General features: G+C 57.4%; 23 protein-coding genes. 17 read left to right on the forward strand and 6 right to left on the reverse strand.

From position 1 onward, the window contains the following. Positions 1-27: 27 nt before the first annotated feature. The 3 genes from eno (at position 28) to ACI0FJ_RS16005 (ending at position 3297) form a co-directional block, all read left to right on the forward strand. The gene (gene eno, locus ACI0FJ_RS15995) at positions 28-1329 is read left to right on the forward strand and encodes a phosphopyruvate hydratase (protein ID WP_424304970.1); all 1302 of its coding nucleotides are present in this window, start codon (positions 28-30) and stop codon (positions 1327-1329) included. A gap of 147 nt (positions 1330-1476) precedes the next feature. Next, positions 1477-2370: a bifunctional methylenetetrahydrofolate dehydrogenase/methenyltetrahydrofolate cyclohydrolase FolD gene (gene folD, locus ACI0FJ_RS16000; protein ID WP_424304972.1), complete on the forward strand. Its 894-nt coding sequence runs from the start codon at positions 1477-1479 to the stop codon at positions 2368-2370. A 291-nt stretch (positions 2371-2661) separates the two neighbouring features. Next, positions 2662-3297, forward strand: a complete 636-nt coding sequence (locus ACI0FJ_RS16005) for a LysE family translocator (RefSeq protein ID WP_424304974.1) — start codon at positions 2662-2664, stop codon at positions 3295-3297. Positions 3298-3346: 49 nt separating this feature from the next. Here the strand turns inward: ACI0FJ_RS16005 and ACI0FJ_RS16010 are convergent, their stop codons facing one another. Together ACI0FJ_RS16010 and ACI0FJ_RS16015 are read right to left on the reverse strand one after the other, a co-directional pair. Beyond that, positions 3347-3817 carry a DUF3124 domain-containing protein gene (locus tag ACI0FJ_RS16010; RefSeq protein ID WP_424304976.1) on the reverse strand — a complete coding sequence of 157 codons (471 nt, stop codon included), beginning with the start codon at positions 3815-3817 and terminating at the stop codon, positions 3347-3349. A gap of 99 nt (positions 3818-3916) precedes the next feature. Beyond that, a complete protein-coding gene (locus ACI0FJ_RS16015) occupies positions 3917-5296 on the reverse strand; it encodes a phosphomannomutase/phosphoglucomutase (RefSeq protein WP_424304978.1) in 1380 nt (459 codons plus the stop codon). Positions 5297-5456: 160 nt separating this feature from the next. Here ACI0FJ_RS16015 and hflK point away from each other — a divergent pair, with 160 nt between their 5' ends. Together hflK and hflC are read left to right on the forward strand one after the other, a co-directional pair. After that, positions 5457-6524, forward strand: a complete 1068-nt coding sequence (gene hflK / locus ACI0FJ_RS16020; RefSeq protein ID WP_424304980.1) for an FtsH protease activity modulator HflK — start codon at positions 5457-5459, stop codon at positions 6522-6524. After that, positions 6524-7381, forward strand: a complete 858-nt coding sequence (hflC, locus tag ACI0FJ_RS16025) for a protease modulator HflC (RefSeq protein ID WP_424304981.1) — start codon at positions 6524-6526, stop codon at positions 7379-7381. The genes hflK and hflC overlap by 1 nt, the downstream gene beginning before the upstream one ends. Positions 7382-7512: 131 nt before the next feature. Here hflC and trpS read toward each other — a convergent pair whose 3' ends face one another. The 4 genes from trpS to ACI0FJ_RS16045 form a co-directional block, all read right to left on the reverse strand. Further along, entirely contained in the window at positions 7513-8520 is a 1008-nt protein-coding gene (trpS, locus tag ACI0FJ_RS16030) for a tryptophan--tRNA ligase (protein WP_424304983.1), read from the reverse strand. 148 nt (positions 8521-8668) lie between these two features. After that, positions 8669-9535: a hypothetical protein gene (locus tag ACI0FJ_RS16035; protein ID WP_424304985.1), complete on the reverse strand. Its 867-nt coding sequence runs from the start codon at positions 9533-9535 to the stop codon at positions 8669-8671. Between the two features lie 2 nt (positions 9536-9537). Beyond that, positions 9538-10296, reverse strand: coding sequence for a hypothetical protein (locus ACI0FJ_RS16040; RefSeq protein ID WP_424304986.1), 759 nt, complete (start codon positions 10294-10296; stop codon positions 9538-9540). 113 nt (positions 10297-10409) lie between these two features. After that, a complete protein-coding gene (locus ACI0FJ_RS16045) occupies positions 10410-10709 on the reverse strand; it encodes a YciI family protein (protein WP_424304988.1) in 300 nt (99 codons plus the stop codon). Positions 10710-11519: 810 nt separating this feature from the next. Here ACI0FJ_RS16045 and ACI0FJ_RS16050 point away from each other — a divergent pair. From ACI0FJ_RS16050 to ACI0FJ_RS16105, 12 genes are all read left to right on the forward strand, one after another. Further along, the gene (locus tag ACI0FJ_RS16050; RefSeq protein WP_424304990.1) at positions 11520-12554 is read left to right on the forward strand and encodes a transporter; all 1035 of its coding nucleotides are present in this window, start codon (positions 11520-11522) and stop codon (positions 12552-12554) included. A 20-nt stretch (positions 12555-12574) separates the two neighbouring features. Then, on the forward strand, positions 12575-13537 hold the full coding sequence (locus ACI0FJ_RS16055; protein ID WP_424304992.1) for an ABC transporter substrate-binding protein: 963 nt from the start codon (positions 12575-12577) through the stop codon (positions 13535-13537). A gap of 538 nt (positions 13538-14075) precedes the next feature. Continuing rightward, entirely contained in the window at positions 14076-15104 is a 1029-nt protein-coding gene (locus ACI0FJ_RS16060; protein WP_424304994.1) for a transporter, read from the forward strand. 129 nt (positions 15105-15233) lie between these two features. Next, positions 15234-15437, forward strand: a complete 204-nt coding sequence (locus ACI0FJ_RS16065; RefSeq protein ID WP_424304996.1) for a hypothetical protein — start codon at positions 15234-15236, stop codon at positions 15435-15437. A 115-nt stretch (positions 15438-15552) separates the two neighbouring features. Next, a complete protein-coding gene (locus tag ACI0FJ_RS16070; RefSeq protein ID WP_424304997.1) occupies positions 15553-17370 on the forward strand; it encodes a sensor histidine kinase in 1818 nt (605 codons plus the stop codon). After that, the gene (locus tag ACI0FJ_RS16075) at positions 17363-18724 is read left to right on the forward strand and encodes a sigma-54-dependent transcriptional regulator (RefSeq protein WP_424304999.1); all 1362 of its coding nucleotides are present in this window, start codon (positions 17363-17365) and stop codon (positions 18722-18724) included. Before ACI0FJ_RS16070 ends, ACI0FJ_RS16075 begins: the two co-directional genes overlap by 8 nt. Positions 18725-19161: 437 nt before the next feature. Further along, positions 19162-19809 (forward strand): succinate dehydrogenase/fumarate reductase cytochrome b subunit, encoded by a 648-nt coding sequence (locus ACI0FJ_RS16080; RefSeq protein WP_424305001.1) that lies wholly within the window; start codon positions 19162-19164, stop codon positions 19807-19809. A gap of 12 nt (positions 19810-19821) precedes the next feature. After that, complete coding sequence (locus ACI0FJ_RS16085) at positions 19822-21696, forward strand: fumarate reductase flavoprotein subunit (RefSeq protein ID WP_424305003.1); 1875 nt, start codon at positions 19822-19824, stop codon at positions 21694-21696. A gap of 27 nt (positions 21697-21723) precedes the next feature. After that, complete coding sequence (locus tag ACI0FJ_RS16090) at positions 21724-22461, forward strand: fumarate reductase iron-sulfur subunit (protein WP_424305005.1); 738 nt, start codon at positions 21724-21726, stop codon at positions 22459-22461. A gap of 24 nt (positions 22462-22485) precedes the next feature. Continuing rightward, positions 22486-23325, forward strand: coding sequence for a fumarate hydratase (locus tag ACI0FJ_RS16095; RefSeq protein ID WP_424305007.1), 840 nt, complete (start codon positions 22486-22488; stop codon positions 23323-23325). Next, positions 23325-23882 (forward strand): Fe-S-containing hydro-lyase, encoded by a 558-nt coding sequence (locus ACI0FJ_RS16100; protein ID WP_424305009.1) that lies wholly within the window; start codon positions 23325-23327, stop codon positions 23880-23882. Before ACI0FJ_RS16095 ends, ACI0FJ_RS16100 begins: the two co-directional genes overlap by 1 nt. Before the next feature lie 290 nt (positions 23883-24172). Further along, complete coding sequence (locus ACI0FJ_RS16105) at positions 24173-25495, forward strand: malic enzyme-like NAD(P)-binding protein (protein ID WP_424305011.1); 1323 nt, start codon at positions 24173-24175, stop codon at positions 25493-25495. Positions 25496-25740: the final 245 nt, after the last annotated feature.

Raw genomic sequence — 25740 nt, forward strand, 5'->3', positions numbered from 1 at the left:
CGTTACTTTATACAAGGAGAAAACGCCATGAGCACTATCCTGGCTGTATGGGCACGTGAGATTTTGGATTCCCGAGGCAATCCCACCTTAGAGGTAGAAGTTACCCTGGATTCCGGTCACACCGGCCGCGCCGGAGTGCCCTCGGGCGCATCCACCGGGTCCCGCGAGGCCCTGGAATTGCGTGACGGCGACGCTTCCCGCTATGGCGGCAAGGGCGTTCAGCTGGCCGTCAACAACGTCATCGACGTCATTTCCGAAGAAATCATCGGCATGGACGCCACCCGTCAGGTGGCTTTGGACAATACGCTCATCGAACTGGACGGCACCGAGAACAAATCCAAACTCGGCGCCAACGCCATGCTGGGCGTGTCCATGGCAACGGCCCGTGCCGCTGCCAACTTCCTGGGCCTGCCCCTGTACCAGTACCTGGGTGGCGTCAACGCCAAGCTGCTGCCTGCTCCCATGATGAACATCATCAATGGCGGCGAGCATGCCCCCAACAACCTGGACATCCAGGAATTCATGATCATGCCTCTGGGCGCGGACACCTTTGCCGAGGCCCTGCGCATGGGTTCGGAAACCTTCCATGCCCTGAAGAAAATCCTCGCCAAGGACGGCCACGTAACCAGCGTAGGCGACGAAGGCGGATTTGCCCCCAACCTGAAGAACCACGGCGAAGCCTTTGAATACATCGTGCGCGCCATTCAGGAAGCCGGTTACGAGCCCGGCCGTGAAATCGCCCTGGCTATCGACGCCGCTGCCAGCGAGTTCTACAAGGACGGCAAGTACAACCTGAAGGGCGAAGGCAAGATCTTCACCTCTGCCGAACTGACCGACTTCTACAAGGACTTCGTCTCCCGCTTCCCCATCATTTCCATCGAAGACGGCCTGGCCGAAAACGATTGGGAAGGCTTTGCGCATCACACCGCCGAGCTGGGCAACGACATCCAGCTGGTGGGCGACGACCTGTTCGTGACCAACCCCGAAATTCTGGCCGACGGCATCGAGCAGGGTGTGTGCAACTCCATCCTCATCAAGCTGAACCAGATCGGTACGGTCACCGAAACCCTGGATACCATTGAAATGGCCAAGGAAGCTTCCTACACCACGGTTGTTTCCCACCGTTCCGGCGAAACCAGCGACAACTTCATCGCCGACCTCGCCGTGGCCACCAATGCCGGACAGATCAAGTCCGGCAGCCTGTCCCGTTCCGACCGGCTGGCAAAGTACAACCAGCTGCTGCGCATCGAGGAAGACCTGGAAGAAGAGGGCATCTACTTTGGACCTGCCCTGGCCGCCCAGTTCTTCGACGTGGACGACGAAGACTAAGCTCCTCACCAATGTGATACTTTGGGCGGATTGTGCTACGGCACGGTCCGCCCTTTGCTTTTCAAACCGCGCCCTTTAGGGTATCGGCCCGAGAGGAAGACGAACCGGAGCCAGATATCCAACCCATAGCAAGCAAGGGAGCTCGCAATGATTCTTATAGACGGTAAAGCCACTGCCGCTGCTATACGCGCGGAACTCAAGGAAGAAGCGGAAAAATACAAGGAAGTCTGCGGCCGTGCGCCCGGACTGGCCGTTGTGCTTGTGGGCGACGATCCTGCCTCCCAGGTGTACGTGCGCATGAAAAGCCGGGCCTGCGACGAACTCGGCCTGCACCATCGTCAGTACGACAAGCCCGCCGACACGCCCCAGGACGAACTGGAAGACCTTATCCAGGCCCTGAATCAGGACCCGCAGATCGACGGCATCCTGGTGCAGCTCCCCTTGCCCAAAGGGCTGGACAGCCAGCGCATTCTGGACATGATCGATCCGGACAAGGACGTGGACGGTTTTCATCCGGTCAACGTGGGTCGTCTTTCCCAGGGCGCCCCCTGTTTCGAGCCCTGTACCCCCGCAGGCTGCATCGAACTGCTTCGGCGCTACAACCTGCCAACAGCCGGTAAAAAAGCCGTTGTGGTGGGCCGCTCCAACATCGTGGGCAAGCCCCTTGCCATGATGCTTACCCGCGGCGGCGACTACGCCAATGCCACGGTTACGGTCTGCCATTCCCGCACCCCGGACCTGGGCGCGGAAATCCGCCAGGCCGACTTCATCTTTGCCGCCGTGGGCGTGCCCAAGCTCATCAAGGCCGACATGGTCAAGGAAGGCGCCGTGATCATCGACGTGGGCATCAACCGCACCGATGAAGGACTGGTGGGCGACTGCGACTTTGAAGATGTGAAGGACAAGGTTTCCGCCATCACGCCCGTGCCCGGCGGCGTAGGCCCCATGACCATTGCCATGCTTATGAAGAACACGGTCACTTCCTTCAAGAAGCGCATGCGCGTGGGTGAGTTTGAAGCCAAACTCAAGTGGGAAAAATAAAATTTAGGCTAGGCTGCTGAAAAAGGCACGATAGCTGCGTTGCTGCAAAGAAATTGAGTCCTCGCGTATATGAGAATACGCGTCGACCTCGATTTCTTCTCGCGCCTTGCTCTCCCTCCTTTTTGAGCAGCCTGCGGACGAAAGTATTATGAGGGTGTTCCTTTTACGGGAGCACCCTTTTCTTATGGAATACAGGAGAAAATCGGCGCGGCAGGCGGGTCGCATTTGACAAGAACGGGGCGAGGTGGTTCTCCTACTCTTTTACACCGAACCCAACGGGATATTGATACCATGTTCGACTATACTCTGGCGCATTGGTCCGGCTTTTTCCTGGCCGCGTTTCTTTTGAATATTTCGCCAGGGCCGGATATCGCCTTTATCCTCGGCCATACGGTTCGGGGCGGCAGACGGGCCGGTACCGCCGCCATGTTCGGTCTGTGGGCCGGGGCGTTCTGCCATGTGCTGTTTGCAGCGCTGGGGCTTACCGCCATTGTCGCCACATCCGCCACCGCCTTTTCCGTGGTCAAATGGATAGGCGCGGTTTATCTGGTCTGGCTGGGTATTCAATCGCTGCGTTCCAAGGGCGATCTGGTGCCGCTGGCAGAAGAGGCTCAGAGCAAAAGCCTCGGCTCCGTGTTCCGCCAGGGCGTATTCATCGACCTGCTCAACCCCAAGGTCGCCACATTCTTTCTGGCGTTTCTGCCGCAATTCATCGTGCCGGGGGCCGGGCCCATGTGGGCGCAGCTTCTGCTGCACGGCACGCTCATCATAGTAGTTGCCGCCTGCGTGGAGCCGCTGGTGGTACTGACCAGCGACCGCGTAACCTGCAAACTGCGCGAGAGCCGTTCCCTGAGCCTGTGGCTGGAACGGGGGCTTGGAATGGTCTTTATTTCGCTTGGAATAAAGCTGGCAATGACGGAACGGTAGGGCTCCGCAAGCGCTGCAGACACACGGGATGCGGTCTTGCGACCATGTCTTACTTCTTCCTGTTGTCCCGTATCACCACGCCGTCCACCACAAAGGACACACCCTGTGTGCTGGCGGTGCTGACCATCACGCCCTGCACAACCGGCGTGTTCACGTCCTTTTCTGAGGACCACCTCACCACGAAATTCGCGCCCGATCCGCCGCGTTCGTCGCTTTCTGGCACCAGAATGCGTTTGGACTGCATGGGGCAAAGATTTATGGGTTCCTTGAGGAATTGCTCCACAAGGTTGCCGTTGGAATCATAATACGATGCTTCCTTCACCAATATGGAATGGACGAAATCCGTATTGCGGATGCTCAGGATGACGGTGAGGGGAAAGGGTTTGTTGCGCGGTCCCTGGTACACGTTGGAGTAGACCGGCACATACAGGGTTTGCCCTGTGGACGTTTGCGGGGCTTCCGCCAGAGCAGTCGCGCCCAGCAGCAGGACGAGAAAAAGGCTTGTAATGAGGGTGCGCATGGTGTCGGCTCCTGTGCCAAGGTTTTATGGAGGCACCATAACCCGGTCCGTCGTTGGGGACAATATGGATTCCGCAACCAACGGTAAGTTTTAAAAAAGCTACTCGCCGGATGGCTTGGCCGTCTCTTCAATCCATTGGCGCACCGGGGCCTCTATCATTTCCCGCAATTGGTCCAGCCGCTCGGCGGTCTCGGCTTCGAAGCGCAGGGTCAGCACCGGCTGCGTGTTGGAGGCCCGCACCAGGGCCCAGCCGTCGGCAAAGGTGCAGCGCGCGCCGTCTATGGTCTGGGTATCGTACAGGGCGGAAAATTCCTTCTGCGCCCTGGCGATAACCGCGGCCTTGTGTGCCTCGGGGCAGGGCAGGTGGATTTCCGGGGTGCTGCATGTGGGCGGCCAGCCCTCCAGAAAGCGTGACAGGGGCTTGTCCGCCTTGCTGACGATTTCTACAAGCTTGAGCGCGGCGTACGAGGCGTCGTCAAAGCCCAGGTAGTTGCCGAAAAAAAAGATGTGGCCGGACAGTTCGCCGCCCAGGGGCGCGCCCAGTTCGCGGAGGCGGGCTTTCATAAGCGAATGGCCGGTGGCCGACATCACAGGCTTGCCGCCGTGCGCTTCAATATCGCGGTACATGCGGTGCGAACACTTGACGTCGCCCACAATGGTTGCGCCGGGATTGCGGGCAAGTTCTTCGCGGGCCAGGATGGCCGTCAATTCGTCGCCGTAGAGCATTTTCCCCTTTTCCGTTACCGCGCCCAGCCGGTCGCCGTCGCCGTCCAGCCCTATGCCCAGGTCGGCCCCTTCTTCCTGCACGCGTTGCATAAGGTCGATGAGGTTTTTCTCAATGGTGGGGTCGGGATGGTGGTTGGGAAAATCGCCGTCCGGCTCACAGTACAGTTCGATCACCTCGGCCCCGGCCTTGCGCAGCATGGCAGCGGTAACCGGACCGCCCGATCCGTTGCCGCCGTCCAGTACCACCTTGATAGGCCTGCCCAGGGTCACCCGCGAGGCAAGGTTTTCTATGTAGCTGGGCGCAATGTCGTGATACGCGGCAATGGCCGATCCTTTGGCAAACTGGCCCGAACGCATCAGGGCCAGAATGTCCTGAATCTGCTGGCCGTATATGGTGGAGTTGCCGCTCCATACCTTGAATCCGTTGAATTGCGGCGGGTTGTGCGAGGCCGTTATCATGACTCCGGCCTGAAAATTGAGGGTGCTGGCCGCGAAATAAAAGCCGGGGGTGCTGGTATGCCCCAGAAAGGTGACGTCCACGCCGGTGGAACACAGCCCCTTGATGATGCGGGTCTGATATTCGGGGGAGGTGCGGCGGCAGTCGTGCCCCACGATGGCCCGGTCCTGGCCGCGATTCTTGAAAAATGTACCCAGGGCGCAGCCCAGGGTTTCCACCCATTCTTCATCGAAGTCCTTGCCGATGATGCCTCGGATGTCGTACTCTCTGAATATCTCGCCACGTATTGGCAGCATGGGCATATTCCCTTAAGATGAGGTTTGGCGGTCTTGGCCGTTTTGCAGAGAAGCGGCATTATGAGCTGAACATCTGGTTGGCGCAAGAGGGAGTCTTTTCCTTGTGGCCATTTTTCGACTGACCTTGACCTGTAACTACGACTTGCCTAAGAGTTTGCTTATGAATTGGGACTGGGAAAAACTACAGGAAAAACGGCAGCGGCAGGATGGGGGCCCACCACAGGGGCCTGATTTCAAAGATATCAACGACCGCTTGAAAAAGTTCAAGCTGATCAGGCCCGGAAGCGGCGGGGCCAAGCTTATTTTTTTGGCCCTCGTGCTTTTGTGGGCGGGCAGCGGTATTTACATCGTAGAGCCTGACGAAGTCGGCGTTGTACAGCGTTTCGGCGCGTACGACAGAATTACCGGCCCCGGGCCGCACTATCACATGCCTTTCCCTCTGGAAAGCGTGCAGACGCCGCGCGTTACGGAAATTCAACGTATCGAAATCGGCTTCCGTTCCCGCGGACGGGGGGGCAAGTTCGACCAGGGAAATATTCGCCTTGTGCCGGATGAAGCCCTGATGCTGACCGGCGACGAAAACATTGTCGACGTGCAGTTCATCGTCCAGTTCCAGATAAAAGACCCCAAAAATTATCTGTTCAACGTGGATAATCCCGTGGAAACCGTGAAAAGCGCCGCCGAGTCCGCCATGCGCGAAGTTATCGGCAAGAACAAGATCGATAGCGCGCTGACCTCGGGCAAGCTGGAAATCCAGGTGCAGACCATGGACCTGCTGCAACAGATTATGGACCGCTATAAGGCCGGTGTCCGTATTGTCGCAGTCCAGCTGCAGAACGTTCATCCGCCGAATGAGGTTGTCGAGGCCTTCAAAGACGTGGCCAGTGCCCGAGAGGACAAGAGCCGCTTCATCAACGAGGCCGACGCCTACCGCAACGACTTGATCCCCAAGGCCCGCGGACAGGCTTCCGTGGTCATCAACGACGCGCAGGCATACAAGGAGTCCGCCATTCTCAAAGCCAAGGGCGACGCAGCCCGGTTCAAGAATGTGCTGAGGGAATACGTCAAGGCTCCCGATATTACGCGTAAGCGTATGTATCTGGAAACTATGGAGGAAATCCTCTCCGATCCGACGGTTCGGAAGATGGTTCTTTCGGACGAGGCCATGCGGCGCGCTTTGCCCTATCTGCCTTTGAATCAATTGGGCGGCGGCCAGGGGGGTAAATAATGAAACGTTCACCCGTAATCGTCATTCTGGTGGCCGTGCTTGCCCTTGTGGCCCTGCAGCAGAGCGCCTTTATTGTGGACCAGACCGAAACGGCCCTGGTGCTGCAGCTCGGCAAGCCCGTGCGCGGCGCCCAGGCTCCGGGCCTGCACTTCAAGCTGCCCTTTGTGCAGAACATCATCTTCTTTGATGCGCGTCTGCTGAACTACGATGCCCAGCCGTCTGAAGTCCTGACCAAGGACAAGAAGACCATGGAAGTGGACAACTACTCCAAGTGGCGCATTGCCGACCCGCTCAAGTTCTACACCACGGTGCGCAGCATCCCGCGTGCCCAGGCCCGCCTGGACGACATCATCTATTCGGAGATGCGTGTGGCGCTTGGTAAGTACACGCTTATCGAGATCGTTTCGTCCAAGCGTGCGGAAATCATGGAGCAGGTGACGCGCGAGTCCAACAAGCTGATCAACCAGTTCGGCATCATGGTCAACGACGTGCGCATCAAGGGCACCGACCTTCCGCCGGAAAACGCGCGCGCCATTTACGGACGCATGCGCGCGGAACGTGAACGGCAGGCTCGCCAGTATCGTTCCGAAGGTAAGGAAGAGGCTGCCAAGATCAAGGCCTCTACAGACAAGGAGCGGTCCATCATCCTGGCCGAAGCCGGAAGACAGGCTGAAATCCTGGAAGGTGAGGGCGATGCTGAATCGATCAAGATTTACGCCGACGCCCTGAACCGTGATCCCCACTTCTACGAATTCCAGAGAAGTCTGAAAGCGTACAAGGCCGGGCTCAAGAACGGCACAACCTTTGTGCTTACTCCGAAAAACGAGTTCCTGCGCTACATGGCTTCGCCCAAGTAGCCGGAACGTTGATATGAAATAAAGAAGGGTCGCTCTTTGGAGCGGCCCTTCTTTTTGTCGCGGGCAACATGAAAAAGGCCGCTTCCCAAAAAGAAGCGGCCTTTCTCTGTGCGAAAGAAAGAGGGAAAAAATTAAATCTTACGGATGCCCACGGCGTGGCGTACTTTCTCGAGCAGCGGAACCGTGTACTCGCGCGCTTTTTCCGCACCGTGCAGTAAGGTGGCTTCAATGTATCCCGGATCGTCCATGAGCTCCTTGTAGCGTTTGCGAGGAGCTTCCAGGTGCGCATTCAGGTAGTCGAACAGTTCTGTTTTCATGGTTCCCCAGGAAATCCCCTGGGCATAGCGTTCCCGCATGGTTGCCACTTCTTCCGGCGTGGCAAATGCCGAATACATGGCAAACAGGGTGCAGGTATCCGGGTCTTTGGGTTCGTCCGGGCCCAGGGAGTTCGTTGTGATCCGCATGATGCGTTTTCTGAAATCCTTTTCCGCCAGGAAGATGGGGAGGACGTTGTCGTAGCTTTTGCTCATCTTCCGGCCGTCCGTTCCCTGCAACAGAGGGATCTTTTCGTCGATCATCGCTTCCGGCAGGATGAATGTTTCCCCGTAAAGGCGGTTGAAGCTTTCGGCAATGTCGCGTGCCATTTCAAGATGCTGCTTCTGGTCCTTGCCAACGGGAACGTACTTGGCATTGAAGATCAGAATGTCGGCCGCCATCAGCACCGGGTAGCAGAACAGCCCTACATTGATATTTCTATCCGGGTCCGAGTCTTTTTCCTGAGTATTCTTGTCTACCGCAGCCTTGTAGGCGTGGGCCCGGTTCATAAGCCCCTTGGGGGTTACGCACTGGAGAATCCAGGTAAGCTCCGGCGTTTCGTGGATGTCGGACTGGCGGTACAGGGTGACCCTGTCCGGGTCCAGGCCCAAAGCCATCCACGAGGCGATGATTTCCCTGCTCGACGTATTGACCCGTTCCGGGTCCTTGCATTTGATCAGGGCATGGTAGTCGGACAGAAAGTAAAAACATTGGGCATCGCTACGGTGGCTCATTTGTATCGCAGGGCGAATGGCTCCGACGTAGTTTCCCAGGTGAGGCGTGCCGGAAGGCGTTATTCCGGTCAGAATTCTTGTAGGCTCCATCAGATTTGGTCCTTGCTCAGCGTATTTAGAAAATGGACAAGTAGTTTTTTGACCTGCCAAAGTCAATATTATCAGCCTTGGGAAGCCCTGTTTCCTTGAGAACTGGCCGTGGCAGACGGCTGTGGAAAGGGACACCGCCGGTGGTTTGTTAGAGCATGAGCCCCACGATATACGAGGCCGCGTTGCAGGTAAGGCTGATGAGAAAGGCCATGCGCCACGGCAGTTTTGCCAGCCAGGTATAGACCAGGGTTTCCACGCCCACGGCCAGAGATTCCGCGCCTATGGCAACGATGCTGCCCATCAGGTTGTAGTGTTCAATAAGAAACCAGAGCACGGGCAGGGTCAGGGTTTGGGCCACGACCACGGAGAAAAGCGCCCGCAGCGTTCCCGGCGTTTTGTAGCGGAACACAAGGCGCAGCAGCATGAAAAAGGCCACAAGCTCCACACTGAAGGTGGAAGCGAACGCGAACAGGAAGAGATTGACCGGGTATTGGTTGGGCTGCTCGGTAAAGATTTTTTCCCCGGTTTTTTCCAGCGCCACCGTGCCGTTGGTCACGGAGAGGATGCGATAGAAAATTTCCTTGCCCGCGACTTCCGAGGTGCGTGGAACAAGCTGTTGCCCGGCCTCGATGGGCTGTGTGGTGCGGGCAATGGCCGGGTTTTCCCGAAGGTTCAGGACGTCCAGCTCTTCCACTGTGGCCAGTTTTTCTCCCGCCTGCACCTTGGATGCGAAAAGCTCCTTGGGCACGGCCAGAATTTCCAGATGGTTGAACTTGTATCCCTTGTGAATGCGCCCCTTGCCGTCCAGCACTTTGGCATTTCGGATATCGCGTCCCAATGTTTCCAATTGAATAAAGACGTACTGCGGGTACTCGCCCAGGTTTTCCAGAATCGTGGTCAGGAAGATGGGCTTCATCTCCTTGGGGATGATGTCCGCCCTGGCGGAAAAGGGGGAGCACAGGACCAGCAGCAGGCAGAGCACGGGGAAAATGCGGCGGACGGGGCGAAAGAGCATGGCTACTCCGTTTTGGTTCGCTCGGATGAGCTGGGCGTTTGCAGTTGTTCAACAATGTCGGGGCGCATCCAGGCGCGTATGGCGGAATACGGAACCGTCGCATTCTGCATGCCGACAAAACGCGCCCCTGTCTGGGAAATCGGGAAGAGAACCAGCAACCCGTTCGGGGCAAGCAGCAGATGGGTGTAGTTTTCAGGTTCGGGTGCCAGCCGGTAGCGTTCAGATTCCGGGAGTGGATTTCCCCGTTGTTTTTCAAGCTGGCGTATGGCTGTGTTGGCAATGACAGGCAGCGCCCTGTCCGGCTGGGCAAGAATGTCCTCCGGGGCGAGGAGTTTGCCGTTGCGCATGTCGAAAACAAAGGTAAGGCAGGAGCGCGTGGGGTGCGCACCACCCATGAATTCTTCGGTGGTGTAGGCAAGGCTGAGGAAAGGACCGGTTTGGACGCGGCAGCCCAGCCGTCCGGACAGAAAAGGGCGGGCAGCATCGTGCGCCATGTCGGGGTCCAGGCCGGAAATGAAATTGCGGGCCAGTTCTTCAAGCTGTTTTTGCAGGGTCTTGTCCGCAACCGGGTTGCAGAGGCTGGGGCGCTTCAGCCGGATGTCCACGGTGGTGGGCTGCGCCACCCGCACCATGCCATGCGCTTTGGCCTGCACATAGGGGCTGCACACAGATGCGGTTTGCGCTCGCGCCTGCTGCGGCATGGTCCAAAACATGGAGAACGCGGCGAGCAGGCCGGAAATGGCTGCGGTCGAGATGTTCATACCTTGGGCTGTACCCCATGTGGTGGAAAAGCGAAACCTTGGACCGTTTTCCAAAGGAAACGACTGCCGAAATCGGCAGCCGTGCCCTGTAACCATGTCCTGCCCGGACCTTGTCAGCCGTCCAGAGTTTCCTTCATGGCTTCAAGTTCAGGCGCGGTCATGGTGGGGATGAACTCGGTAATTTCGTATTCGGCCGCCTTTTCCCTGTAAAAGGGGTCGCGAGACAGGATTTTGTCCAGGGCCTCGCGGGATTCGGCCCGTGCCAGGATAACGCCGCCATTACGGGGCACTTTGCGTCCCGAGGCCATGAGTACGCCTTCCGCATACCCCGCCTTGAGAAATGCAATGTGTTCCTCCAGCAGGGCGTCGATGGTTTCCAATGGGGCGATGTAGGTGAGGTTGACTATGAACATGTTGTATCTCCTTTTTGTCTTAGGCTGCTGAAAAAGGCACGATAGCTGCGTTGCCACGGTAAATTGATTCCGCTCGTGTACGAGAAGAGTACACGTCGCGTTTCAATTTACCTTGCGCCTTGCTCTCCCACCTTTTTGAGCAGCCCGCGTGATGTGGGCATCAATTTCGCGATTGATGGGAGCAGGCCAACCGGCTGAAAAAGGCACGATAGCTGCGTTGCCTCGGTAAAATTGAGTCCTCGCGTATATAAGAATACGCGTCGACCTCGATTTTACCTTGCGCCGGTGAGTTTTTTGGTTCTCCCGCCTTTTTGAGCAGCCTGGAATATGACGGTTGCTACCAATCCGTTGGGGGGCAGTGTCAGTACTCCTGGCTGTAAAAGGCATGAGAGCTGCGTTGCTTCATCTTTTTGAGCAGCATTCGGGACAGCCGTCAATCCACAGGTTTGCTTTGTCTCAGTCCAAAAGATCGGCAGGTTATGCAATCGGGCACAATAGGCCACACATGCTGGTGTCTCTCCACTATGCACGGCCTTGTGAGGTCTTTGCAACCGTATCTCTTTGGGTTCTTGCTTTTTGTACCATCTTGCCCAGCTTTGGGAGTGGGATGAACAAGGGCGGAAGTATTCCATTCCACGAGGAATATGTAGCAATGCTCCCTGGAGGTTCGATATTTTGATTTTCTTGACTTGTTTTCCTCTTCGTGTGTATTTGCCCGCTTGTGATTATGAGAACGATATTCGTTTTCATAATCAATTGGCAGGTGCCAGAGGGAAGGCACGGAGCTGGCGGCAAGTGAGGAGGTGTTTTGTGAAACCATTCATGGCGTTGCTTGCAACGCTGCTGTTGCTTGTGGGGAGCACACAGCTTGTGCTGGCTGGGCCGGTTATGGGCAAAGGTCCGGATTCCGGAAAGCAGGTGAAGAAAATCCCGGACAGAAAACCCATGCGCTGCATCGGTCCGGTCAACATGTCCAACGGCATGGTGCTGCCCACGGGCAAGGTCACGTCCAGCCTCAAGTACGTCTATGTGCACAAGGGCGACCTGTACGATGGCAGCGACCGTATGACCGGGGATTACAACGGCAAGTACGACCGGGTGAATAGGGTGGTCAAACTGACGTTGAAGGCCGGGCTGTTCAAAAACTTTGATGCGCGCGTCATGGCCCCGTTTTTTGAAAAGGAAGTCAAGCGCAAGGCCGGTCCCAAACTCGATAGCTACAAGGACGATGTGGTCGGGCTGGGCGATATTGTGGTTATGGGGCGCTACGCCCTGATGACTCAGCGCAGCGGGGACTGGTTCAACCTTGCCATTGGTGCGGGGCTGAAAATTCCTACTGGTGACCCGAACAAGGAAAACCAAGCTCCATTTTCCGCCAAGCACCAGTACATGGGGCCCGGCGTCCAGCTGGGAACCGGATCGTGGGACCCCAAATTCGAGTTGGGTGCAACCAAGTTCATGGGCCGCTCGCGGGTGGACGCACACTGCATGCTGACCCTGCCCGGCGACGGTGCCCATGGATCGCGCAAGGGAACCCAGCTGAAGTACGACCTTGGGTATGGATACGCCCTGAACCGTTCCTTTGACGTGGAGCTGGAGTTCAACGGCGTATACCAGGAAGCCCACATCTACGACTCCGACCTCACCGTGAACACCGGGGGCACCACGCTGTACATCACCCCCGGCGTGCATTGGAAGATCGACGATGCCTGGCATCTCTCCCTTGGTGTGCCCGTGGTCTTTTACCGGGATTTGAACGGCGAGTCCGCCACCCCGGACAGCAAAAGCACCTACGGCATTGGTGAAGATTTCCAGGTTGTGGCCCGCCTCGGGTACTGCTTCTGACCCCTCATATGGAGAATATAATGCGCAAGACTCGTGTATTGCTGAGTGTGTTTTGTCTGTCGGCCTTTTTGGTTTTCTGCCTTGCGGCAGGCGTGTGGGCCAACCCGGTGAAGGCCCCGGAAAAAATCAAGGCCGTTATGGTGGGCGACCGTCTGGTGGATATCTCGCGCAGCCTGGGTGTGTTGCCCGAAGCCATGTCCGTGCGTTGTTCCACATGGCCCATGTGCAAGGAGTTGCGCCTGGCCTCGCAGGTATTGGGGTGCCCCAAGTGCATAGTCACCAAAAAGCCCAAAGTCCTGCCCAACTATATGAAACAGCATGGGATAACCCGGCTGATTCTGGAAAATAATGACAACTTTTGCCTGTACAGGAACATCAATCCCGCCGGGACTGCAAAGTTGGTCCGCGACCTGCCGGGCGTACAGGTGGAGTATGTGGATTTCAACAAGGGCCTCATCCCGGCCATTGAGCAGACCGCCAAACTGCTGGGCAAAGAAGTCCAGGCCAGGCAGGTCATTGCAAGCTACAATGAACGCATGGCCAAAGTGGAAAAGAGCATTCCCAAACAAAAATTGGGGCTGCGGGTGCTCATCCTCAACGGCGTGTATTCGGACGCCACGGGCAAGACCTTCATCCGGGTGGAAGCACCGGGTGGATACACCGATCAGTATATTCTGGAGCCCCTGGGATGCACCAACGCGGGTGCTCCCATGGTGGGAGACGAAAGCCGGATATCCAAGGGCCATGCCATGACGGCACGGCTTCGGGGCATGGCGGAAGCCAATCCGGACGTGATTGTTCTCACAGGCGATGCCTTTGCCGTGCAGCTTGCCCTGCGCGCGGCGCAGGAAAAGAATTCGGACCTGTCCAAAATTCCCGCGTTGGCAAATGGGGCGGTGTACAGCCTGCCTCTGTATACGGACTCCAGCGTGCTTGAATATCCCGAAGTGTTCACGCGCTGGGCCACTGCCCTGAAGCAATAAACCCGAACAACACTCCTGGCGTATGCCCGTTGCCGCATTTTTTGCGGTGGCGGGCTTTTTGTTGCTGGGTTTTTCCTGTTTTTCATCGTGGTTTGGGCGGAAGCAGAGGGGGGAAACATAAAGGCAGCTCCGTCAGACGACCTGGCAAAGTGTCTGCGCCTACATTTTTGCAATGACTTGGCGGTCTAGCTGTGCCGTACGCATTGTTTTTCAGAACCGCATTGTTTCTCAGAACCGCGTGGTCACAAGAAAAATATTTTTTTTAAAATGTAAATGGCCTGCATGTTTCATCAGAAGAAATTTGATTTCATTGTATTTTAAGACATAATTGTATTTAATCTGAAAATCAAAAAACTTTTTAAGCGATGAAATGACCGTCTTTATTGGTATAACTGCATTATATCCATTCATAAATTGACATTCAAAGTGTTCATATTTACGCTGTTGCAGTTGTTATGAAAACAATTATCGTTTTCATGGCGCAATGGCAAAGGATGAGGGAAGGTTCATGGAGCGGCGGTACATGAGGAGGTGTATTTTGAAGCTGCTTACCACTGTTCTCGCGGCACTCTTTCTGTGTGTTGCGGGATGGTCCCCGGCCTTGGCCGGGCAAACAACAACCCAGGGGCCTGCATCTGCCCAACAGGCAAAGGCCAAGAAAAAACCGATCAAATGCATAGGCCCCGTCAACATGTCCAACGGCATTGTTTTGCCGCAAGGGAAGGTGAAGGCGAACCTCAAGTACATCTACACGCACAAGGACAACCTGTACGACGGAAACGACCGCCAAACCGGGGATTACAACGGCAAATACGACATGCTCAGCCAGGTCGTGAAGCTGACGGTGCGGGCCGGTTTGTTCCAGAACTTCGAGGCACGGGCCATTGTTCCGTACTTTGACAAGCAGGTGAAAAGAAAGGGCGGCAAAAACCTCGACGGCTATACGGACAGCGTAAACGGTTTGGGGGATGTCGTTCTTTTCGGCAGGTACGCGCTGATGACCCAGCGCAGCGGTGACTGGCTCAACCTGGCCGTGGGCGTGGGGCTGAAAATGCCCACCGGCGACCCGGACAAGAAGAACCAATCACCTTTTTCCAACACGCACGAATACATGGGCCCGAGTTTTCAGCTGGGCTCCGGCTCCTGGGACCCGAAGATCGAATTGGGCGCCACCAAGTTCATTGGACGTTCGCGGGTGGATGCGCATGTGATGGCGACGTTTCCCGGCGATGGAGCGCATGACTCCCGCCTGGGCGACAAGCTGACCTACGACCTGGGATACGGATACGCCCTGAACCGGTCGTTCGATCTGGAATTGGAATTCAACGGCGTGTATCAGGACTCCGACTGGTACGACGGCGATCTGGCGGGGAATACGGGCGGCAATACCATCTATCTGACGCCCGGCGTTCACTGGAAGATAAGCCCGCGCTGGCATCTTTCGTGTGGCGTTCCCATCGTTGTTTTTCGTGACCTCAACGGGGTAACGGCCGTTCCGGAAAGCAGAAGCACGTACGGACTCGGAGAAGATTTCCGGGTTGTGGTGCGGCTGGGGGCCGATTTCTGAACATGATGATAAAGGGCGGTGGTGTCGTGTCCGTCCTGTTCGTTTTGCCGAACGAACGCTTGCCAAAACGACACAATTTCAACCCTTCGAATGCCGGGCATCCGCATCGGCCCAATTGACGGCAGCGCAATGGAAAAGATCATCCATGCGAAAGGAAGAGCCGCCGGAAAATTCTACTGCACGATTGCAGATCAACTCCTTTCAAGTCGATTTCTGTTGCTGAACAAGCAGCCGAAGCACCGCGCATGCGGGCCACATCCAGAACGTATACAGACAAAAAGCATCTTCATTCCATCTTTTGTTCATGGGCTTTCAACGGCATCCACCGACTGATGCATTGCAAATTTTCACTGCTTTTCAGTTCATTGGCCTTTTCTTCCAGGGCGCGGGATGGCAGGATAAGGACAAGATACCACGACACGCTCATCTGAATTCGAAAGGCGGCAGGATGCTGAAACGGCTTTGGGAAAACGGAGAGTCGGGAGCCGGACTGTACAAAATGGTGGCGGGAGCAGTGCTTCCCGTGTTTCTGCTGTTGGCGATTCCCCTGCTCGTGGCCCTGTTCGTCCAGTTCGATTACATTCAGGATATGGAGCGCGTTTCAGATGAACGCCTCACCCTGTACGAGAGCACGCTCAAGCTGGAACTGAACAAGTACAGCTATCTGCCGTTCCTCATTGCGCACAATGGCCTGGTCCGCAAATTTCTTACCGAAGGCGGCGATTCGGGGGCGGTCAACCGTTTTCTGGAAGAAGCCAACCACAAGGCCGGATCGCGGGCCGTCTACATTCTCAACCCCCAGGGCGTGGTCCTTTGCGCCAGCAACTGGCGGCAGGACAAGAATTTCATAGGGCTGGACCTTTATTTCCGCCCTTATTTCAAGGACGGCATGAAGGGCCGGGAAGGCAAGTTCTACGGCGTGGGCATCACCGTGGGCAAGCCGGGCTATTACATGTCCTATCCCGTGGTGGTGGAGGATGAAATCGTGGGGGTGGCCGTTACCAAGATCGACCTCTCCCAGCTGCAGACCATCTGGCAGGAAGGCGGCGAAAATCTCTTTGTGGCCGATGCCAACGGAGTCATCATCCTGTCCAGCCGTCCGTCCTGGAAGTATCGTACTCTTACGCCTCTTTCCGCCGAAACCCTGCAGACCATCCACGAACGGGGACAGTATCCCGAGCCCAAACTGCATTGGCTGGAAGCCCGGCCGAGCTCCATCGGCCTTATGGATATGGTCACCATCGACCGCGAGCATTTTCTTCAGACCAGCCGACACATTGCCGGAACCGACTGGGAAATGAGCTATCTGATGGGGGTGCGCGTGTTGTGGGAACGCACGCTGGGGTCGGTGCTCACCTCCTTTGTGCTGGTGGGGCTGGCCATTTTGATGCGCATGTTCCTCAAGGAACGCGAACAGAAGCAGGAATCGCGCCGTCAGGCCAAGGAAGCCCGGAAAATACGGGCCATCAACACCAAGCTGGCTCAGGAAATCGAAGAACGCAAACGCACCGAACGGGAACTGCGGGCCGCGCAGGACGAGCTTATCGAGGCGGGCAAGTTGGCGGCAGTGGGCGAAATGGCAACGGCAGTCGGCCATGAGCTCAACCAGCCTTTGGCCGCGCTTAAAATGTACGTTGCCAGCTGCCGGCTGATGCTTTCCCGCAACAAGCTGGATGAGCTGGATCCCACCTTGGTCAAGGTTTCGGGCATAGGCGACCGCATGGCCCGGGTAACCGGCCAGCTCAAGTCCTTTGCCAGAAAATCCATGGATCAGGACTCGGAATTCGATCTGCGCCTGGCCATAGACGATGCCATGACCCTGATGCTGCACCAGTTTGAAGTGGAAAATTGTCTGGTGCGGCTGACGTTGCCCGGCGGCCGGATTCCGGTGCGGGGAGACTGCGGACGGTTCGAGCAGGTGCTCATCAACCTTTTCCGCAATGCCTTGGATGCCATGCAGGACGAAGAGGACAAGCGTCTGGAAATTTCGGCCAACCAGCAGGGGAATTTCGCCTTGCTCTACGTGCAGGACACCGGCGAGGGGATAGACCCGGAAGTGAGCGACCGGTTGTTCGAGCCGTTTGTCACCACCAAGACAAAAGGGGTGGGGCTTGGCCTGGGATTGTCGATTTCCTATAAAATAATCAAGGACATGGGTGGAAGCATCCGCGCAGAAAACCGCAAACGCGGCGGAGCCAGATTTCTCCTTTGGCTGCCGCTTCACATCAGTCGCGAGCAAATGGAGGGAGAAGACGCCAATGGTTGATGTCATTCTCATTGATGACGAAAAGACCGTGCGGGATTCGGCCCGGCAGTGGCTCGAGCTTTCCGGACTCAAGGTCAGGGACTATTCCGACGCCAGGGAAGTGGTGCAGACCATTACCAAGGATTTTCCCGGCGTGGTGCTTTCGGACGTGAAGATGCCGGGCATGGACGGTGTTGCCCTGCAGCGGACCCTGGCACTGATAGATCCCGGAATCCCGGTCGTCCTGTTTACCGGCCACGGCGACATTGCCATGGCGGTACAGGCCATACGGGACGGGGCCTACGATTTTGTGGAAAAACCGTTCGAGCCGGAACGGATTCTGGAAACGATCAACCGTGCATTGGAAAAACGCCATCTGGTGTTGGAAAACAGGGAACTGCGGCGCGATATGCAGCGATCCAAGGGGTTGGAATCCCAGCTTGTGGGCACCAGCCGTGTGATGCGGGCCCTTAAGCGGGAAATTGCTCATATCGCTCCAACCATGGCCAACGTGCTGGTCATCGGCGAAACAGGCACGGGCAAGGAGGTGGTGGCCCGCGCCATCCACGCCATGAGCGAGCGCAACGACGGTCCCTACATGGCGCTCAACTGCGCGGCCATTCCCGTGAACATGGCCGAAAGCGAACTGTTCGGCCACTGCTCCGGTGCCTTCACCGGGGCCCAGGCCAGCCGCATGGGCAAGCTGGAAGCGGCCAACGGAGGCACCCTGTTTCTGGACGAGGTCAACAGCATGCCCCTGGATGTGCAGGGCAAGCTGCTGCGCGCCCTGGAATGCAAGGAAGTCACCCCGCTGGGCAGCAACCGCAGCCGCTCCGTGGAGTTTCGGCTGGTTTCCGCCATGAACGAAGACCCGCGTCAGGCAGTCAGGGAAGGCAGACTGCGCGAGGACCTGTTTTTCCGGCTCAATACCGTGGAATTGGTGGCTCCGCCCCTGCGGGAACGCCAGGACGACATCCCTCTGCTGTTTTCCTTTTTCATGGACCGGGCCGCGGAGAATTACGACAAGCCCGCAGAGCCCCTTGCTCCAGAAAGCCTGGGCCAGCTCATGAGCCACCAATGGCCCGGAAACGTGCGTGAACTCAAGAACCTTGCCGAGCGCTACGTGCTCTCCTCCCTGCCTCCGGCCCAGCGTATCAACAAGCTGCTTTCCGGCAGTTCCGTGGACAAGCGCGCCTCGGCCGTGCGGCTGAAGGATCAGGTAAACCTGTTCGAGCGCAATCTCATCAAGGACTCCCTCATCCGCCACAAGGGCAATATGAAGGACGTCATTGCCGAACTTATGATTCCGCGGCGGACCCTCAATGAAAAAATGGCGAAATTCAATCTGAAGAGGGAATATACGTCTGATTCGTAAATTTATTGCCGTATATTTTTGAATAACGAAAGAAAACCCGGATAGTTTTTTACTGTCCGGGTTTTTCTATTTTGAAAAATAGGGCCGTGTATAATCGGCGGTTTTTTGCTTATGAAAAAAATGGTATCGGCGGATTTTCGCTTAAGGCACTTTGTGATAATGTGAACATATAATTATTCAGGGCTGTTATATTTTTGATCTTTGGCATGTGTGTTGCTCTTGACATAACACTCGATAATTTAACCAGTCACCGTGAAACGGAGGTGTATTCGGCAAGGGTATGGGAACCATCCGGACCGGCGGTGATGTTGTCTCTCCCGGACTTCGGCGCAGATTGTGTATGCGAGGCTGAGGGCCTTGTGCCGCTGTCGGTCGATACCTGGGGAAAGGTTCGGGGAACTTCATGAAGAACTATCCAAACAACAGGTTGTGAGACGATGCTGAAAACCAGTTCAATTCCACATTCCGGCCTGTCCCGCACCGATGGAGTGCTTGACTGGCTCCAGATGCTCACAGGGGCGGGGCTCGTCCTGTTCATGTGGTGTCACATGCTGCTTGTGTCCTCGGTGGTGATCTCTCCCAAGCTTATGAACGCCATCGCCTATTTTTTTGAAGTCACCTACATGGCACAGCTGGGCGGACCGCTGATTTTCCTGGCGTTTCTGTTTCATTTTGCTCTGGCCGCCCGGAAGATCCCCTTCCGTGTGGAAGGGCAGAAGACCATTTGGGACCATGCCAAGATGCTGCACCACCGCGACACGTGGTTGTGGGTGGTACAGGCGGCTACGGCCATGATCATCCTTATTCTTGGTGCCATCCATATGTGGGTGGTGCTCAACGACCTGCCCATCACCGCGGCCAAGTCCGCAGCCCGCATGCAACAGACCTGGTGGTTCCTGTTCTACATGATTCTGCTTCCCTGCGTGGAGCTGCATGTCAGCGTGGGCTTTTACCGCATTGGTGTGAAGTGGGGCGTTATCAAGGCCGAAACCCGTCCCAAGGCCAAGAAGTTCGAAGGCTGGATGTTCGGCATCTTCATGACCATCGGCATCATAACCCTGATTCGTTTCGTGACGTTAGGCTAGCGAGGGTATCTCATGCAAACGTACTATTCCGATCTGCTCGTCATAGGAGCGGGCCTGTCCGGCGAACGGGTCGCGGTCGAGGCGGCGCAAAACGGTTTCAAAGCCACATGTCTTTCCATTGTCCCGGCACGGCGTTCCCACTCTTCGGCGGCCCAGGGCGGCATGCAGGCCGCACTCGGCAACTGCGCCAAAGGTGAAGGCGACTGTACCGACATTCATTTTATCGACACGGTCAAGGGGTCGGACTGGGGCTGCGACCAGGAAGTAGCCCGTCTGTTCGCAGACACCGCTCCCATTGAAATGCGCAGGCTGGCCCATTGGGGCGTGCCCTGGAACCGCGTTGTTCCCGGCAAGTCCTTTTACTTCAAGGGTGGGGAAAAATTTGAAAAATACGAAAAGGAAGAAAACGAAGGCCTGATCACGGCCCGTTCCTTTGGCGGCACGGCCAAGTGGCGTACCTGCTACACGTCCGACGGCACGGGCCACGCGGTCATGTGCACCATGGACAACCGCTGCGCCGAACTGGGCATTGACGTCTTCGACAAAAAGGAAGCCATCTCCCTGATTCACGACGGCGAATGCTGCTACGGCGCGGTCGTGCGCTGCCTGCGCACCGGCGCGCTGGAAGTCTTCCTGGCACGGGCCACGGCCATCTGCACGGGCGGATTCGGCCGCATCTACAAAGCCACCACCAACGCAGTCATCTGTGACGGCGCCGGTCACATCCTGGCCCACGAAACCGGGCTGGTTCCCATCGGCAACCCCGAATCCATCCAATTCCATCCCACCGGCATAGTGCCCACCGACATTCTGGTGACCGAAGGTTGCCGGGGTGACGGTGGCACCTTGTTGGATGTGAATGAAGAGCGGTTCATGCATATCTACGAGCCGGAAAAGGCCGAACTCGCCTCGCGCGACGTGGTTTCCCGGCGCATGACCGAACATATGCGCGCAGGCAAGGGCGTGCAGTCGCCGTATGGCGAGCACCTCTGGCTGGATATCCGCCACCTGGGCGACAAGCACATCTCCACCAAGCTGCGCGAAGTGGATGAGATCTGCCATCACTTCCTGGGCGTGGACCCGCGTACCCAGCTCATTCCGGTACGGCCCACCCAGCACTACACCATGGCTGGCATCCGTACCGACAAGAACGGCGCGGCCTACGGTCTCAAGGGGCTGTTCTCGGCTGGCGAAGCCGCCTGTTGGGACATGCACGGCTTCAACCGCCTGGGCGGCAACTCCCTGGCCGAAACCGTCGTGGCGGGCGGCATCATCGGTGCCAAGATCGTGGAATTCCTCGACGGCCACGACATCTCGTTCAGCACCAACGTGGTGCGCGACTCCGTGCGTCAGCAGGAAGAACGCATCAGCGATCTTATCCAGGGCCGCAACGGCAAGCTCAATGTCTATGAAGTGCGCAACGAAATGCAGGAAGCCCTGATGAAAGGCTGCTTCGTCTTCCGCAACCAGAAGGACCTGGAAGAGTGCGTGGCCACCCTGCAAAACGTGCTGGAAAAATCAGATAAAATCGGGCTGGTTTCCGACGGTGAAGGCGCAAACTACGAGCTGGGCGCCGCGCTCAAGCTCAAGGGACAGGTCCGTCTGGGGCTGTGCATTGCCCAGGCCGCACTCATGCGTACGGAATCGCGTGGTTCGCACAACCGCGAAGACTATCCGGAACGCAACGACAGGGACTGGCTCAACCGTACCCTGGCCTACTGGCCCGAAGGCGCGGTTCTGCCCGACCTCCAATACGAAGACACCACACCTGTGTTCGAATTGCCTCCGGGCGACCGCGGTTACGGCGGCGGCAAGATTATTCCCGCCGATGCCAAGTATGTGAAGGAACGGACCGTCAAGAGCCCTGTCACTGAAATCGGAAAGTAGTTAACTCCGCAGCATGAGGAAGACGTTATGGGAAGACAACTGACCTTTGAAATATTCCGGTACAACCCCCAGAAAAAAGGGGATGTGCCCAGGATGCAGACCTATGTCCTGGATGAGACCGTCAACATGACCCTCTTTATCGCCCTGAACCGCCTGCGCGAGGAACAGGACCCCAGCCTGAAGTTCGATTTCTGCTGCCGGGCCGGTATCTGCGGGGCATGCGCCATGGTCATCAACGGACGTCCCGGCCTGGCCTGCCAGACCAAGACCAAGGACCAGCCCGAAAAGATCATCCTGCACCCCCTGCCGGTCTTCAAGCTGGTGGGCGACCTGGCCGTGGATACGGGCGTCTGGTTCCGCGACATGTACCAGAAGACCGAATCCTGGGTTCACACCAAAAAGACCTTTGATCCCACGGCGCCGGAAGAACGCATGGACAACGCCGTGGCCGAGGAAATCTACGAGCTGGAACGCTGCATCGAATGCGGATGCTGTGTGGCGGCCTGCGGAACGGCCCGCCTGCGCGAGGACTTCATGGGCGCGGCTTCGCTCAACCGCATTGCCCGCTTTGTGGTGGACCCGCGCGACCAGCGTTCGGACAAGGAATACTACGAGATCATCGGCAACGACGAAGGCATTTTCGGCTGTATGGGCCTGCTGGCCTGCGAAGATGTCTGCCCCAAGAATCTGCCGCTGCAGAACCAGCTTGGTTTCCTGCGCCGCAAGATGGGCATTACCGCGTTGAAACAGATCTTCTGCAAATAAAATTATTCAACCCAAGGAGTACCCATGCGCCATATCGACTCCCGGAACGTCATAGACGCCGTGGCCAAACTGTGCATGGACGCCAACCGCTACCTGCCCGAAGACGTGCGCCAGCGGTTCAAGGACTGTGCTGCCCAGGAAGATTCCCCGGCCGCCAAGGAAATATTCCGTCAATTGGAGGAAAACTGCCAGCTGGCCGCCGATTCCGGCCTGCCGCTGTGCCAGGACACCGGCCTTGCCGTCTTCTTTGTGGAACTGGGCGGTGAAGTGAGCATAGACGGCATGACGCTTCCCCAGGCCATCAACGAAGGCGTGCGCAAGGGCTATCAGGAAGGCTATTTGCGCAAGTCCTCGTGCGATCCGCTTACCCGGGCCAATGTGGGCGACAACACGCCTGCGGTCATCCATCTGGATATCGTTCCCGGCGAGACCCTCAAGATCAGCATGATGGCCAAGGGCGGCGGCGCGGAAAACATGTCCCGTGTCACCATGATGGCCCCGGCCCAGGGCTGGGAAGGCGTGCGCAAGTTCGTCATAGACCGCGTGGCCGAAGCCGGTCCCAACCCCTGTCCGCCCATTCTGGTGGGCATCGGCATGGGCGGCACCTTCGAACGCTCGGCCATCCTGTCCAAAAAGGCCCTGATGCGCGAAATCGGCGACACCAACCCCGACCCGCGCCTGGAAGAAAAGGAAAAGGCACTGCTGGAAGATATCAACAAGCTGGGTATCGGTCCCATGGGGCTGGGCGGCAAGACCACCTGTCTGGACGTCAAAATCGCCATGGAACCCTGCCACATTGCCAGCCTGCCTCTGGCGGTCAACATCCAGTGCCACTCCTCGCGGCACAAGGAGGTGATCCTCTAATGGCCGAATACAAACTCACCACGCCGCTTACCGATGCGGATATCGAACAGCTGCACGCCGGTGATGTGGTCAAGCTGACCGGGAACATCTTCACTTCCCGCGATGCCGGGCACAAGCGCATCTTCGACCTGCTGGACGAAGGCAAGGACCTGCCGTTCGACCTGAAAGGCGCGCTCATCTACTACGTGGGCCCCAGCCCGGCGCCTCCAGGGCGTCCCATCGGGGCTGCCGGTCCCACCACCAGCTACCGCATGGACACCTACGCACCGCGCCTGCATTCCCTGGGCCTTAAAGGCACCATCGGCAAGGGCAAGCGCGACGCGGGCGTCAAACAGGCGCTCAAGGACCACAAGGCCGCCTACTTCGGCGCCACGGGCGGTGCGGGCGCGCTGCTTTCCCAGTGCATCAAGGAAGCCGAGGTCATCGCCTTTGACGAACTGGGCCCTGAAGCCCTGCGCAAACTGACAGTGGAAGACTTCCCCCTGCTGGTCATCAACGACTGCCACGGCGAGGAACTCTACGCCGTGCCGGATCGCAAAGCAGCGGGAATAGAATAACCAAAGCCGAATTTCTGCCCGCTTCCGTTCACCTGCGCATCATGGGGGGCATGAGGGGTAAGTGACGGAAGCGGGCCAGATACGGCTCCAGGACCTGTTCCAGGTTCTGCGCGTTTTCTGGACAGTTCAAGCACAATGCACAGGCACCACGCCACAATCGTGCAACGCGCCGTATTCCATGGAAAACCGCAATTTTCCGAAAAAGCGATCTTTGGGCAGAGGGAGCGTGGAGACGTCATCCGTCTGCCTCTCGTCACACTCACCACGTCGAGAACTTCAAGGAGGTTCTGATGGCTCTTTTCACGAAACAAGAAGCACTTGATTATCATTCCAAGGGTCGGAAAGGGAAGATCGAGGTCATTCCGGTCAAACCCTGCGTTACCCAGAAGCATCTGTCCATGGCCTACAGTCCTGGTGTGGCCGAAGCCTGCCGCGAAATCGCCGCCGACAAGGAAAAATCCTACGACTACACCGCCCGCGGCAATCTGGTGGGCGTTGTCTCCAACGGAACAGCCGTACTTGGCCTCGGCAATATCGGTGCCTATGCAGGCAAACCCGTCATGGAAGGCAAGGGCGTGCTGTTCAAGGTTTTTGCCGACGTGGACGTCTACGACATCAACCTGAACGTCTCCGATCCCGACAAGATCATCGAGATCGTCAAGGCGCTGGAACCCACCTTCGGCGGTATCAACCTCGAAGACATCAAGGCTCCGGAATGCTTTTACATTGAAGAAAAGCTCAAGGAAATCATGGACATTCCCGTGTTCCATGACGATCAGCACGGCACCGCCATCGTAACCGCCGCTGGCATGATGAACGCCTTGGAAATCTCCGGCAAAAAGGCCGAGGACCTGCGCGTGGTCGTCTCCGGCGCGGGCGCGGCAGCCATTGCCTGCACCAACCTGTACCGCAACATGGGTGTCGATCCTGAAAACATCGCCATGTTCGACTCGCGCGGCCACATCAACAAGGGCCGTACCGACCTGAACGAATTCAAGGCCATGTATGCCACGGAAACGAAGTTCGACTCCCTGGCCGATGCCATGAAGGGTGCGGACTGCTTCCTGGGCCTGTCGGCCGCCGGCGTGGTCACCAAAGACATGGTCAAGTCCATGAGCGACAACTGCCCCATCATTTTCGCCTGCGCCAACCCCGACCCGGAAATTCCCTACGTGGATGCCAAGGAAGCCCGCCCCGATTGCATCATGGGCACGGGCCGTTCCGACTTCCCCAACCAGGTCAACAACGTGCTCGGCTTCCCCTTCATCTTCCGGGGTGCCCTGGACGTGGGTGCTACGGCCATCAACGAAGAAATGAAGCTGGCCGCGGCCAAGGCCCTGGCCGATTTGGCCAAGCAGCCAGCCCCGGAATACGTGTGCAAGGCGTTTGGCGTGGACAAGCTGGAATACGGCGTGGATTACGTCATTCCCAAGGCGCTGGACCTGCGCCTGAGTGAATTCGTCTCCGTGGCTGTTGCCAAGGCCGCCATGGAAACCGGTGTTGCCAAAAAGCAGCTTGATCTCGAAGCCTACCAAAAGGAACTGCGCGAACGCATTGCCGCGTCTGGCAAGCGTATCTCTGGCGTTGTGGAGTCCTACGGTTTGGATATCTAACCGCACCGTCCCTCGTGGATGCCGGACATGGCCTGCGGAAGTCGTCGGAGGGTGGCTTCCGCGGGCCAAAGACTACGCCGGTAGGGGCGTCAGCAAACCCAAGGCGGCCACTGGAAGGGGGTGGCGAAAACAGAGGTTTTGCAACCCGCTTTGAAAAAGGTCGGCGGACCTTTTTCAGCAAGCTGCCGGTCGATTTGCGCCCGGCATGATGGAAATCTCGGATGTGGGGTCCTTTGAATGCGGCC

The organism is Desulfovibrio sp. 7SRBS1 (genome assembly GCF_049723905.1).
Classification (GTDB): Bacteria; Desulfobacterota; Desulfovibrionia; order Desulfovibrionales; family Desulfovibrionaceae.